Source organism: Clostridioides sp. ZZV14-6345 (genome assembly GCF_020657775.1).
GTDB classification, from domain to species: Bacteria; Bacillota; Clostridia; order Peptostreptococcales; family Peptostreptococcaceae; genus Clostridioides; species Clostridioides difficile_D.
This window is the reverse complement of sequence record NZ_JAGWCX010000093.1, coordinates 1-11,818: the sequence shown is the minus strand read 5'-3', so window position 1 is coordinate 11,818 and position 11,818 is coordinate 1. Positions and strand designations below refer to the sequence as shown.

At 28.4% G+C, this 11,818-nt stretch carries 25 protein-coding genes; 1 reads left to right on the top strand and 24 read right to left on the bottom strand.

Features of this window, described 5'->3' with window-relative positions:
• From KGF39_RS17870 to KGF39_RS17765, 22 genes are all read right to left on the bottom strand, one after another.
• Window positions 1–207: HK97 family phage prohead protease (locus KGF39_RS17870; RefSeq protein ID WP_227823329.1), on the bottom strand; the 207-nt coding region annotated here is incomplete at its 3' end.
• Complete coding sequence (locus tag KGF39_RS17865) at window positions 161–1,306, bottom strand: phage portal protein (RefSeq protein ID WP_227823328.1); 1,146 nt, start codon at window positions 1,304–1,306, stop codon at window positions 161–163. The genes KGF39_RS17870 and KGF39_RS17865, both read right to left, overlap by 47 nt.
• 57 nt (window positions 1,307–1,363) lie before the next feature.
• The gene (locus tag KGF39_RS17860) at window positions 1,364–2,992 is read right to left on the bottom strand and encodes a terminase TerL endonuclease subunit (RefSeq protein WP_227823331.1); all 1,629 of its coding nucleotides are present in this window, start codon (window positions 2,990–2,992) and stop codon (window positions 1,364–1,366) included.
• Window positions 2,976–3,488, bottom strand: coding sequence for a P27 family phage terminase small subunit (locus KGF39_RS17855; RefSeq protein ID WP_308463842.1), 513 nt, complete (start codon window positions 3,486–3,488; stop codon window positions 2,976–2,978). Before KGF39_RS17855 ends, KGF39_RS17860 begins: the two co-directional genes overlap by 17 nt.
• A gap of 162 nt (window positions 3,489–3,650) precedes the next feature.
• Window positions 3,651–3,983 (bottom strand): HNH endonuclease signature motif containing protein, encoded by a 333-nt coding sequence (locus KGF39_RS17850; RefSeq protein ID WP_227823327.1) that lies wholly within the window; start codon window positions 3,981–3,983, stop codon window positions 3,651–3,653.
• Window positions 3,973–4,245 carry a DUF2197 domain-containing protein gene (locus tag KGF39_RS17845; RefSeq protein WP_227823326.1) on the bottom strand — a complete coding sequence of 91 codons (273 nt, stop codon included), beginning with the start codon at window positions 4,243–4,245 and terminating at the stop codon, window positions 3,973–3,975. Before KGF39_RS17845 ends, KGF39_RS17850 begins: the two co-directional genes overlap by 11 nt.
• A 172-nt stretch (window positions 4,246–4,417) precedes the next feature.
• Window positions 4,418–4,966, bottom strand: a complete 549-nt coding sequence (locus KGF39_RS17840; RefSeq protein WP_227823325.1) for a site-specific integrase — start codon at window positions 4,964–4,966, stop codon at window positions 4,418–4,420.
• 177 nt (window positions 4,967–5,143) lie between these two features.
• Window positions 5,144–5,608, bottom strand: a complete 465-nt coding sequence (locus KGF39_RS17835; RefSeq protein ID WP_227823324.1) for a hypothetical protein — start codon at window positions 5,606–5,608, stop codon at window positions 5,144–5,146.
• 280 nt (window positions 5,609–5,888) lie between these two features.
• Complete coding sequence (locus tag KGF39_RS17830) at window positions 5,889–6,059, bottom strand: hypothetical protein (RefSeq protein ID WP_227823323.1); 171 nt, start codon at window positions 6,057–6,059, stop codon at window positions 5,889–5,891.
• Window position 6,060: 1 nt separating this feature from the next.
• Entirely contained in the window at window positions 6,061–6,321 is a 261-nt protein-coding gene (locus KGF39_RS17825; protein WP_227823322.1) for a hypothetical protein, read from the bottom strand.
• A gap of 2 nt (window positions 6,322–6,323) precedes the next feature.
• The gene (locus tag KGF39_RS17820; protein WP_227823321.1) at window positions 6,324–6,614 is read right to left on the bottom strand and encodes a hypothetical protein; all 291 of its coding nucleotides are present in this window, start codon (window positions 6,612–6,614) and stop codon (window positions 6,324–6,326) included.
• Between the two features lie 13 nt (window positions 6,615–6,627).
• Complete coding sequence (locus KGF39_RS17815) at window positions 6,628–6,864, bottom strand: hypothetical protein (protein ID WP_227823320.1); 237 nt, start codon at window positions 6,862–6,864, stop codon at window positions 6,628–6,630.
• A 4-nt stretch (window positions 6,865–6,868) separates the two neighbouring features.
• Window positions 6,869–7,756 (bottom strand): radical SAM protein, encoded by an 888-nt coding sequence (locus KGF39_RS17810; protein WP_227823319.1) that lies wholly within the window; start codon window positions 7,754–7,756, stop codon window positions 6,869–6,871.
• Complete coding sequence (locus KGF39_RS17805; protein ID WP_227823318.1) at window positions 7,753–7,902, bottom strand: hypothetical protein; 150 nt, start codon at window positions 7,900–7,902, stop codon at window positions 7,753–7,755. The genes KGF39_RS17810 and KGF39_RS17805 overlap by 4 nt, the downstream gene beginning before the upstream one ends.
• A gap of 13 nt (window positions 7,903–7,915) precedes the next feature.
• On the bottom strand, window positions 7,916–8,311 hold the full coding sequence (locus KGF39_RS17800; RefSeq protein WP_227823317.1) for a single-stranded DNA-binding protein: 396 nt from the start codon (window positions 8,309–8,311) through the stop codon (window positions 7,916–7,918).
• The gene (locus KGF39_RS17795) at window positions 8,304–8,717 is read right to left on the bottom strand and encodes a hypothetical protein (RefSeq protein WP_227823316.1); all 414 of its coding nucleotides are present in this window, start codon (window positions 8,715–8,717) and stop codon (window positions 8,304–8,306) included. Before KGF39_RS17795 ends, KGF39_RS17800 begins: the two co-directional genes overlap by 8 nt.
• 18 nt (window positions 8,718–8,735) lie before the next feature.
• Window positions 8,736–8,951: a hypothetical protein gene (locus KGF39_RS17790; protein WP_227823315.1), complete on the bottom strand. Its 216-nt coding sequence runs from the start codon at window positions 8,949–8,951 to the stop codon at window positions 8,736–8,738.
• Complete coding sequence (locus tag KGF39_RS17785; RefSeq protein ID WP_227823314.1) at window positions 8,944–9,138, bottom strand: hypothetical protein; 195 nt, start codon at window positions 9,136–9,138, stop codon at window positions 8,944–8,946. Before KGF39_RS17785 ends, KGF39_RS17790 begins: the two co-directional genes overlap by 8 nt.
• Window positions 9,107–9,436 (bottom strand): hypothetical protein, encoded by a 330-nt coding sequence (locus KGF39_RS17780; RefSeq protein WP_227823313.1) that lies wholly within the window; start codon window positions 9,434–9,436, stop codon window positions 9,107–9,109. Before KGF39_RS17780 ends, KGF39_RS17785 begins: the two co-directional genes overlap by 32 nt.
• A gap of 12 nt (window positions 9,437–9,448) precedes the next feature.
• Window positions 9,449–9,754: a hypothetical protein gene (locus KGF39_RS17775; RefSeq protein ID WP_227823312.1), complete on the bottom strand. Its 306-nt coding sequence runs from the start codon at window positions 9,752–9,754 to the stop codon at window positions 9,449–9,451.
• Window positions 9,755–9,790: 36 nt separating this feature from the next.
• Window positions 9,791–10,156, bottom strand: coding sequence for a hypothetical protein (locus tag KGF39_RS17770; RefSeq protein ID WP_227823311.1), 366 nt, complete (start codon window positions 10,154–10,156; stop codon window positions 9,791–9,793).
• A complete protein-coding gene (locus KGF39_RS17765) occupies window positions 10,143–10,319 on the bottom strand; it encodes a hypothetical protein (protein ID WP_227823310.1) in 177 nt (58 codons plus the stop codon). The genes KGF39_RS17770 and KGF39_RS17765 overlap by 14 nt, the downstream gene beginning before the upstream one ends.
• Before the next feature lie 91 nt (window positions 10,320–10,410).
• Between KGF39_RS17765 and KGF39_RS17760 the strand changes: the two genes are divergently transcribed.
• Window positions 10,411–10,755 (top strand): DUF2513 domain-containing protein, encoded by a 345-nt coding sequence (locus KGF39_RS17760; protein WP_227823309.1) that lies wholly within the window; start codon window positions 10,411–10,413, stop codon window positions 10,753–10,755.
• 38 nt (window positions 10,756–10,793) lie between these two features.
• Here the strand turns inward: KGF39_RS17760 and KGF39_RS17755 are convergent, their stop codons facing one another.
• Entirely contained in the window at window positions 10,794–11,075 is a 282-nt protein-coding gene (locus tag KGF39_RS17755; protein WP_227823308.1) for a hypothetical protein, read from the bottom strand.
• A gap of 47 nt (window positions 11,076–11,122) precedes the next feature.
• Window positions 11,123–11,683 carry a hypothetical protein gene (locus KGF39_RS17750; protein WP_227823307.1) on the bottom strand — a complete coding sequence of 187 codons (561 nt, stop codon included), beginning with the start codon at window positions 11,681–11,683 and terminating at the stop codon, window positions 11,123–11,125.
• Window positions 11,684–11,818: the final 135 nt, after the last annotated feature.

The window sequence follows — 11,818 nt, the reverse complement described above, 5'->3', positions numbered from 1 at the left end:
GTTTATAAGCATAAACTTATCCCTAGTGTTATCTGCTAAAGTTTTTAAAAATGCACCTCTTGAAATCTTTTCGTAAAAAGTATCGCCCCATCTGTCTTGCAATTTAGTATAATCATCATTAAAAATAGCAGCATAACCACTTATCTTACGACTTTCTAAATTACTGTCCCTTATTTCCAGCGATACCGCTCTTTTCTCCATTTCCATTGTTAGCCCCTCCTTTCAAATCCGGATTTAAAATCGACTGATAGTTTTTAGTTACATAATGTTCATCAGCCCAAGACTCATTTATTTTTTCTCGACCAAGCATTTCTAAATTGTCATTTATAGAATTTACACCTATTCTAAACAGTAAGTCACTTGCTTTTGATATTTTTTCAAGCCCCATGTTAGCGATTTTTTGTGTATCTACTTTTACATAACTCTTTTCAATAAATTTATCTCTACCATACATTTTTCTAGTTAATTCAGTTGTAATAAGTTTTGCAACTGGATTGACAGAAAAATTCAAGAAATTATCTGTTATACTTTCGACTCCAGCAACATTACCTTTTACAAGTCCAGCGGGAACATGGAAAGCAGCGCATACAAAATCCATGACGTCATCAATAATCGCTCTTATATCTCTACTATCTTTCATACTTGAAGTTTTTGTATTTTCTGTATATTTTAATCCATTCGAAAGCGGTAAAACAGCATTATCACTTTCAAAATAACGTTTAAATTTATTACTCATCAAATCGTTAAGTCGTTCTTGCGCTTCTTTTGTCTGCGGATAATTTGTGTCTATTTCAAGTACGCCCTTTTCGCTATTATTTTTTTTATAACCTTTCATAGCACTACTTAATAAATCTTTATAATCATTATAAAGATAATCTATTACAGTTTTTATGCTTTCAACATTTAATTTAAAATATAAAACGTCTGACTCTCTAAAACTTCTATCTAATTTATAGTTTCTAATTGTAACATCTTTGTATATATCTTCATAAAAAACATACTTATCTACACTAAAACTTTCAGCGACGAAAAGTTGTTCGTTTTCTTGTATAACTAGACATTCATTGTCATACACAAGTCTTGTAATTACTTCTTGCCAAAATTCTGTTGCGTTTTGGTTTTGGTTAGGTTCTATATTAAACAAGTAATAATTTTTTTCTTTAATAGATTTTCCATTTTTAAATGTCTGAAATTCACTTAAAACTAAAGCATTTGCAATAATAGAAATACATGACCTTAACGCAAATTCTTTATAAAATATCGTAGCTTCTAGTTTTTTAAAATACTCCCCATCTGCTCCCGACATTTTATCTTTAAATAAAAAATTAGTTATAAAATTTTTAAAATTCAATCCACCACCTCATTAATATGTGTAACAATCATAAAACTTAAAAGTTTGTTCTTGCATCAATTCTTCGTCTTTAGATAAAGCATGTAAAAATGCAAAAAAGCCATCAGTTTTACGTTTGATTGGCTCTATCTTTAAATAAGTTTTATTTCCTTTTTTATCTGTATCTACATACACATTGTTAGTATACCAGCGCATCATCATATCATCGCCCCATTTAATTGTTCTTTCTGCGAAGATTTGTTCTATAAGAGGGGCTATTTTCGCATGAGTTATTGACCCATTTCGAACCTCTTCGATTGGTAAACCTTTACTTTTAAATTCTTCTTTTACATGTGCAGCCCTATACGAGTCACAGCAGATTTTTAATATATTATAATCCTCCGCTTTTTCAATAAACCAATCAGCAATATATTCTGCTTTTATTGTTTCATCATAGATTATTGTGCAAAGTCCTTTTTGTTTAGCTAACTCAATATCAAATTTAAAATTCGTTATTTCTAAAGACTTATAACATATAAAAGTGTGATGCATAACATACCGCTTTTTATCTTTTTTAAACAATAATACAACACTTGTAAAATCTCTTATACTAGAAAAGTCTAAACCTCCAACACACGAAAAACCCTTCAAATCCGGCAGTTCTTCGTTTGTTGCAACTATGTCATCCCATTCAGCAACTGCTGTTGCTAAATCCTCAGCTGGTAAATTAAATCTTTTAGTTAATAATTCTATCATCATTTGAGGTCTATTTTTAGCTGTATTAATATCTTTTAAGATTTGTGTCCTTAAATCAGAATTAAAATTTATACTTGGATTTGCCTTTTCTAATAAATTAACATCTTCCATTTCTTCTATATTATCAAGCTTAAAAATAAGTGGTAGCATTTTAGAGTTTTTAATTTCTTCATTTAAAATTTGCTTAGCTTCTTCTTTAAAATCGTCTAATACTCCACCTCTTACATTTCCATCAGTTGTGATATAAAAGATGCGAGGATTTTTTGTTTTTCCAAGTGCAGAAGTAAAAACTTTTATATTATCATAATTTTCGTATGCATGAACCTCATCAAAAATGATGCAGCCGGGTCTTAATCCATCCTTACTTTTTGCGTTATTTGTACGGAACTTTAAATAACTATTAGTTTTTTTAAATGTTATTATTTCTTTAGTTCTATTAAAAAACTTTTTGCATATCGCAGGGTGCTCAGATAACATATTATAAACATCATCAAAACTTGTTTTCGCTTGCTCTTCTGACATTGCAACAATATCAATTCCATAATTTTTTATACCATGTAGGTGTGTTTGCAAATAATTAGCCAATTGAGATATAAAGCCATTTTTTCCATTACCTCTACCCATCATGATAAAAATTTCGTCGTATAAAAGTTCGTTGCCTTTAAAGCAACCAACAACTAGCGCAACAACAAATTTTTCCCAAAAATACATTTTGTAAAAATATTTTTCCATGTACTCGATAGCCTTTTCGATTTTTCCATGGTCTATATAAATATCAGCTTTTTTTAAATCTTTTTTTATTTTTTTAACTGCAAGTTTCATTTCTTTGCATAGAACAATTTCACCCTTGTCAATTAAGTCGAAATATTCATCTATATATTTATTATACTTATAATTCAATATCATCACCCAAAATTTTCGGTGTTGCCTTTATACCTAATTTATCAAGCAAATTTAGCATTTGAGCATTGTATTTGATAAGCTCTGATACACTATCATTTTTTTTATAACCCCATTGGTTTTGACCATTTTGATATTTTATTTGAACACCTCTTGTTTTTATATCTTGTATGAGGTTATTTTTTATATTCCAAATTTCTAAGTAGTCATTTATTAAATCTATAAAGTATTTAGCAGTATTTTTATTTTCATCTAACTGCCTTAATAAATCCTCTTTTATCTCATTTTCTAAATTATTTCCCAACTCTTTTTTCTCGTCTTGCATAGCATCTTTTTTATAGGTGCAGTTGCGTATCCAACCCCCCCGTTTTCTCCAAGACTTTAATGTATTTTCGGATATTCCATACTTAGCTGACATTTCTTTATAAGTCATGCCTAGAATATAGTCATTGTGTGCATTTTCCTTATTTCTTAAGTTATCATTTTCATGCACTTTCACCACCTCATTTTCGTAGCCTTTTTTGCACCTGCAACTATAGATTTAAGTTGCAATACCCCACCCTCCACACCTTATGCGATTTTAAAGCTTTTCTGAACAGCCATATACCTACCTCGGTTCACAAAATTTCGCGCTGAAAGCCAGTTTTTTCAATAGGGGGGCTATCTACCAGCGTTCAGTAATAAAAAATTTCTTCTTTTTTTCTTGATTAATTTTTAGTATTTTTTCGTGAATTTCGTTGTGACAAAGGTTGCACAAGCTTGTTAGGTTATTAAGCTTCAAAGCTTCACTAGGATACTCTTTTACTTCTCTAATATGATGTACACATTCAGCTTTAGATACTTTCTTTTTTTTCTTACAAACTTGACATTCGTAATTATCTCTTTCAATAGCTTTTTTTCTTAATTTACGCCAATCCGTGCTTCTATAGAATATATCAAGTCTATCAATTAAAATTAATTCTTTTAATCTATCTAGTGTCATGTGCTTATAACTCATTGATATACAACTCTCCTAAGCCGTCACTATACTCCTTCATCTCTTGCAACAACTTAACTTCATCATCTTTAAGCTTCTTATATTCTTCTCTCTTATGTTTAATATAATCATCCTCACATGATACAACAAACTTCTCAAAGCATCTGCGACACATGAAGTATGTAACAGTAGTATTATCAATAACTTTAGTCTTTAATTCCTTATCATCCACATTAACTTTCTTTCCGCAATTATTACATTTAAACTTACCATACTTATTCATAGTAACACTCCTTTAATTTCCTAGTTGAGTTTAACATAAGATATATTCTGTTAAACTCATTTAAGTATTCTCAAACAACCTTACACTTTAGTATTAACAATACATTCGGCACTTGATTACAAGACTATATTTTATCCAGTTTAACGTGACCTTTTTATGTTAAACTCTTAAGCTAAAAGTATTTAATATTCCTATATGCTTTGTTTAAATCATCCTGTTCAATTCCAATATAACGTAAGGTTATCGTCGCTGAACTATGATTAAAAAGCTTCTGTAAGGTTACAACATCATGAGTCCTTTTATAGTAATGATAACCAAACGTCTTACGCATTGTATGTGTACCTAGATTATCTATACCAAACATTTCGCCAACATCTCTTATTATTATATAAGCCGTTACCCTATCAATAGCTTTATTAGGCTGTTCTCTACTCTTAATAAGAAATTCATTTTGATTCTTATCTTTTGTATATTCTTTTAGTATTCTTCTCAAAACAGGATTAACTTCAATAGGTTTAGTCTTACCCGTCTTACTTTCTTTAAGAGTTATAAATCGTTTGTCGTGGACGTCTTTTATTCTAAGCTTTAATATGTCACCAACTCTAAGTCCTGTATATATACCCATGCTAAAAAGGACGTTATTTCTCATATTAGTTTCTTCTAAATAAGCACATATGCTTTCTAGCTTCTCTAAATCTCGAATAGGTTCTACAAAGTTCATTTACTCACCCCCTTCCTTTTTGGCAATAAAAAAGCCTAAACTTTCGAGCTTCAAGTTTAGGCTTTAGGTTTAAGGGGATATTCAGTTGTTAATGTACACTTTTTTCTATGATACAATTCTAACATGTTTTTTTATTATTAACATCCACATTTTGTTTTTTATTTGTTCATTTTATGTTCATGCTAAAATATCATCAATTTTATATTTCATAAGCGCTATCTTTTTTATAGCACTATCACGTATATTATATATTTTAACGCGACAGTAATTCATTTCTACAGAGAGTTTTGTAACAGAGTTTTTTTTACTCCAATCATAAAAATATAGTTCTTTTATAACTTTTTGTTCTTCTTCTGATAATTCTTCTAAATATAGACTAAAGAATTTTATTTTCTGTTCAATAAATTCTATTTCAGTTTCTTTGTTGTAAATTTCTTCTTCTATCGTTACAATCATATCATCTATACCTTTTGCACTTTTTCGTACTTTAAATCCCAATTCTTCGTAATTAATTTCTCTATACTTTTCTTTATTTTTAAGTATTGCTATTTCTTTTTTTAAAATTTTTACTTTTCTTTGTTTATCTCCTAACATTTCAAGTTCATTTTTTACCATGTCAATATACTCTTTTTTTATTTTCATTTTTGCACCTCTTATACTTTTTGTTATAAATACCTAACTAATCCTTAAATTTAGCTTTTGGGACTAGTTAGGTATTTTGTAGCATTTCCAACTCCTGCATATTATTCAAAATATTCTGGATTTTTATTTTGTTTTTTTGTTATAAGACTTCATTTTTTTAAGTTTAAACAAAATCTATTTATATAAATACTTTTATGACTAATACTTTAATAATTAATGTAAATCCAAACTATTTATCTTTTACACTTTAATTTATATTTTTGCCGTTTTTGAATGTTAATTACAAAATCAATTCTTCAAAAACTGTTCTTTTTATAATATCAACACTTTCATATTCTTCCATTATTTCATTTTTAAAAACTTTAGCATCTGTTAAAGCGCTAAAACTTTTTTTACACACTTCGAATGTTTCGCAATTATAATAAAAAACAATATATTCAACTTTTCCCATGTTACTTTAATTTCTCCAATTTCCATTTTCTTTTTCTTAACTTTTTGTTATGTAGCTTCAATCCCTCTGATAACTCTTTATCAATTTTTAATACTTTAAATAACGTAAAAATTGTTTGAATAACGTCTAAACCTTCTTCCATTATTTTTTTGTTATCTTTTAATTCAACAGCTTCTTTAAGTTCTAAAACTTCTTCAAGTACTTTTTCAAATTGTTCTTTTACTGTCCACTCTGGTATATTTGCAATCATTTTAAAATTCATTTTTAGACCTCTCTTTCTTCGAACTCTTTTAAAATCTTTTCGTGTTGTTCTTTTATTATTTTAAGACCATCAAATATCATTTTTTCAATAATTATTTTCATGTATTCGTCATGTGTAAATTCAACAATCTCTCCAACTTTTTTTCCCTTGTCAATAAATAAAATTTTAACTTCTGTTTCTCCAATTTCAATTTCTTTCAAAATATTTTCTAAGTCTTTTATACTTTCTTTTGCTACACTTTGCATACTTTCCTCAACTTTAGTAATAAATTCTTCGATTTTTGTTTTTTTCATTTTATTTTTCTCCTTATTTTATTCTCCTGCAACTTTCAACTGTAAAGTCGCTATCTCTTCTGTTACCTTCTATAAAGCTTAATTGTTTACCACCAAGTTTTTCTATATATTCAGATATTTCACTTTTGTCTTGACATTCATTTTCTATATATTTATATATATCAAAAGCGCATATTTCTTCCGGAACTTCGACAATAACTTTATGTTTTAAAAATATCGTTTCTTCAATGTCAATTCTATACTCTTTCATTTCTTTACCCCCTATAATTCTCAAATTTATCTACACTTCTGAAAATAATCTTATTATTAACCCATCTTTGCAGCTTTCTAACTTCTTTGCCTGCATTTAATTTATCGTATATCATCACATAAGGGTCATATCCTAGTTCTTTCAATCTATAAATTCTATATAAGTTTTCTTCCATTGTCGTGTCATAATTAGTTAAGATATATACTTTTAACTTCTGATAACCTAAATTTGTTTCTTTTTTAAATTCCTTAAGCTTCGGAATTATCTTGTCTGTTTCGCTCATAAAATCCCAAGCAAAGTGTATAATTTTTATTTTAATTTGTTTAAGCAGTTCTATATTTTCTTTAGTTAGCAACCTTGCATCAAGCCCTTGAGTGAAGTCTACATATGATTTAGTTTTTACTAGTTGCTCAAGCAATTCTAGATGCTCCTTTGATGCAAGTAAATTAGGGTCTAGTAACTTAATTTCTTTTTGACCTTTCCAAAATTCTTCTACATCTGAAACCTTCTTAGACTTAATACCTTCTTTTTTAGAAACGATACAAAACGAACAGGAGCGCGGGCAACCTCTAGTTAAAAAACCATAAGCCGAATTAATGTTATATAAACTATAATCGGGATATTGATGCTCTATTTCATCTTTTAACATTTTCCCACCATCCGGATAAAAGTACCCTGTGCCACCTTTTATAACTTCATTAGCATTTATATTCCATTCGTAGTCTTTAGAGTCTGTAAATACTTTACTCATATAAACTTTATCCATTCGACTTGATAATAAAGGCTCATACCACTCAACGCTATCTCCTTGTTGTTTATGCCATGCTGATATTTTCATAAGTGGCAGGTTAGGAAAGTTATGCCCATCAACATCGATTAAACCTATTTTCATTTTTTCGCCCCTTCTGTTTCTAAATTTTTTTCTCTTTTTTTCTTACATTTCTTAGAGCAATATGCAATTTTACCATCTACGTAAGAATAAACCGTTGTTCCACACCATCCGCAAATTTTAGCAGTTTTTTTATTTGTTTTAGACATTTTTTCCACCTCTTTAAAATGGTATATCGGGGTCGTCGTATATAGCTTGTAAATTCGGAGTTTCTTCCTTATTTTCTTTATTATTTTTACTACTTTCTAAAGACGTTACCATCTTTGTATGAACTTTCGTAAATATCCTTTTTTCTCCAGTTTTCTTATCTGTATATGAATCAACTCTTATTTCACCTTTTAAAGCGACTAATATACCTTTTGTTATGTAACTCGCACAGTATTCCGCAGATTTCCCCATTACTTCAACTGGTATAAAATCAGTCTCTTTTTGTCCTTCTTTATTTACATAGTCTCTATCTATAGCAATTGTAAAAGTTGCTACTGGTGTGCCTGTAACTGGTATATATTTGAGTTCTGGGTCTTTTGTTAATCTTCCAATCAAAACAGTACTATTCACTTTCTGCCACCTCCTCAACTATTTCTATTTCTTCTACATCTACAATCTTAAACCATGTTGCGTTATGTCCAAATTCTTCTATCCATGTTAAAAATACTTTGTTTAATCTATCACTAAGTATTATTCTATCTTCAACTTCTATTCTTGTTATCCAACCTTCTCCAACCTCTCCAAATCCATCGTCAATTAGTTCTTGAACATGTTCTAATACGTATTCTACATTTATGCTGGGTATACTAACATCCTCTCTCTTGCCAACATAAACTTGTTCAAAATCTTTAAGCTCTCCAAGTTCTCTAAGTTCTTCCTTAGCAGCTTCAACAGCATCTTTTTTACTTTCATATTCATCACTTTCAAAATATTCATCATCCCAACTATATAACCAAATTTCTTTATTTTCTTGCATATTACTCCCTCCTATTATTTAATTCCAAAACGGTGCTTCTTCTCCATTTCTTTCATCATTTAAAACTTCAACTATCTTATAATTTTGTAAACTATTTTTTCTTTCAAGTGACTTTATCCAGTCGTAAAATTTTCCCCTGTATTCTTTTTTGTAAACATAATTCGGAAGGTCGTTCCAATTATCTAGTAAACTGTCAAATTTCTCTAATGCTTGTATAACGCTAATTTTATTCATCGTCATCACCTTCTTTTTCTCTAATATTGCAATAATTATCTATTACAAGACCTAAGCAATCTTTGCAAATATGTCTATCTATCTCTTTAATTAAACTTGTATTACCTTGCTCTTTAATGATGTAATGTTTTTCTTTTCCAATAGCAATTATTTTCTTACAAAAATCGCACTGTATAAGGTTGCTCACTTTTTTCACCCTCTTCTCTTAATTCAAGTAACTCCTTCACAGTTTCTAAGGCTTCTTCTTGCATAGACTTAAGACCTATTTTTAAGCTTTCTTTTAGAAAGTCATATAATTGTTCATTCGAAAAAACAACAGGAACTTTAGTACCATTTCGCCCAATAATTGTAACTTTTATTTTTTTGCAATTCTTTATTTCACTTAAATATTTACTTAATTCTTTTACATCTTTTTGCGCTATTTTTATAGCTTCGTCCATTGGCATTACACTTTTTAATTTCCATCCATTAAAATTTTTATTCACGGATATACCTCCTTATATTTCTTCCATTTTTTGTTCAATTTTTTCTTTTAACTCGCGTAAGAGATGTACAAGCGACGCACTTACATCTTTATCTATTCGAACATCACAACAAGTTCCACCATAAATATTTCTTTCTTTAACACATATTTCAACTCTTTCGAGTTTTAAGCTATAATAAAGTTTTTCTAACACTAAATCAATTTCTTCCTTCTCGGCTTTTAAAATGTCAAACTTTTCAATTCTTTTCTCATTTTCTGCTACTTGTGTATACAGATTATTTTGTAATTTGCTTAACGCTTTGTATTCTTCTATATTCATATTTTTATTTCTCCTTTTAATTAAAATATTTTATATCTACAAGGAAGTTATTTGCTTTATTTTTTCAATTTTCTTAGTTATAGAATTTAAATTTTTTTCTTTAATTCTAATACTTTTAGTCCTGTTATATATTCCAATAGCTTTCTTTATATCGTTATTCAAGAGACAATCTAAGAATAAATTACAAGTCTCTAATTCTCTAGCATGCTCCATTAAAATACCATCCATTTTTGTTTTACATTCTTCTAACACAGGCACACATCTTTTAAATTTTCTTAAACGTTTTTCTAATCCTTCTATGTGTTTCTCACGTTCTTTTAAGTTTTCTTCTTTTTGCTTATTTTCTTCTTCTAATTTCTCTACAATTTGTTTCTTTACTAATGTATAGCTACCTATATTCAAAATTTTTTCCCTCCTGCTCTTCTATTTTTTTAACTTCATTCCAAGCGATAGAGAATAACTCCCCTTTGCTCAGATTTTTATATTTTTCTTGTAGTTTCTTTTGTTTCTTACTAATTAAATCCGCTTTTTCTAAGATACTCATTTCTGTAATTCTCTTTTGCATTTGCTTTGCTCCTTGTCGCTCTACACCAATAAAATTTTTTATTATTATCTCATTTATCCTATGTTATACTAAATCAAAAGGAGGTGATAAAATGGTTACTAATCAAGATTGTATAAGAGATATTTTATTATTTATCGAATCAGCAATAACACCTAATAAGCATGTAACAAGCATTTACGAATTAATCGCAAATTTACCTTATGATGAGGATACTATTTCCTATCATATAAATTTAATTTCAGAAAATAGACTTGTTAACAAAATTAATTACTGTGATGATGTTGCATCGGAAATTCCAGACCTTTCTGCTAGAGGTCATAACTATTTAGATAAAATACGAGATAACACTAAATGGAATAAAATAAAAAGTTCTACTTCAAGTTTTTTAAATATGTCCCTACCTATTGCAATAGAGTACATATTAGGTAAATTTTAATTTAAGTATAAGGTTTAGATTATAGATATTTCTAAGCCTTATTCTAGTATTTTTCTAATACGTTCTTCTTCTTTCAGTATTTCGCTGATGGTGTGTTTTTCTATAAAACCTTTTGAAAAACGATGTAGACCTTTCGGAAACTCTTTAATTAATACACTCTTTTTATCACCTTTTTTTTCTATTGCTTCTAGAAATATTTTAAAATATATATGTTTCTCTCCAAATTCTGTTAAAACATATTCCTTAGTTAAATCGTTAAAACCACGTTTTTTCAATTCTTTTATCTTTTCTTCATAACTTAAATCATTATTTTTTATCACTTCTTCTCACTCTCCTTTTTCACATGTAAAGATACTAATTTAAATATTTATTTTTTCATTTTCTTAAGTTGCTTTCTTCTTATAACACTCCAGGAATTGCCATCCAAACATTTCTCACAAATTTCAATATTTTTTATTTCCTTTTTTGAACTTAAATAATCTCGTGTTAAAAAAGGCATTTTAAATACATCTTCTTTATTTTCTATTTTTTTAGAACAAATAAAACAAGTACATTCTGAATCACTAGTATCTTTACCTTTTGAAACATTGTCATGATTACAATATTTTTCATCCAGTTTTACTGAACTAATTTCTTCGCAACTTGCAACAGTTTCAGAATTCGTCTTATCTCCATAATGAATTTTATAAATTTCTTCTATATCTGCATTTTCTAATCCTAGATAGGTTTTATATGACTTTTCTTTTCTATCACTGTGCTTATGATTTTTTATTATATCTAAAGCATGTTTTGCATTTTCTTCTGTACAAGAGTCAATACTTTCAACCTCTCCAAAACAAACTATGTCATTATTACTTGTTTCTACAACTCTAAACACTTCAATAAATTCTTTGATTTCTTTTGAGTTTTCAAATTCTATTTTTATCATTTTTTCCACCCTATCCTTATTTATTTTTTTTACTTTTTTTAATTGGTTTAGCGCAGCCGTCAAAGTACGCTTTTAACAAATAATTTGTTCTATTTCTTTTACCGCTTCATTTAGTTTATTGATATCTAAAATATC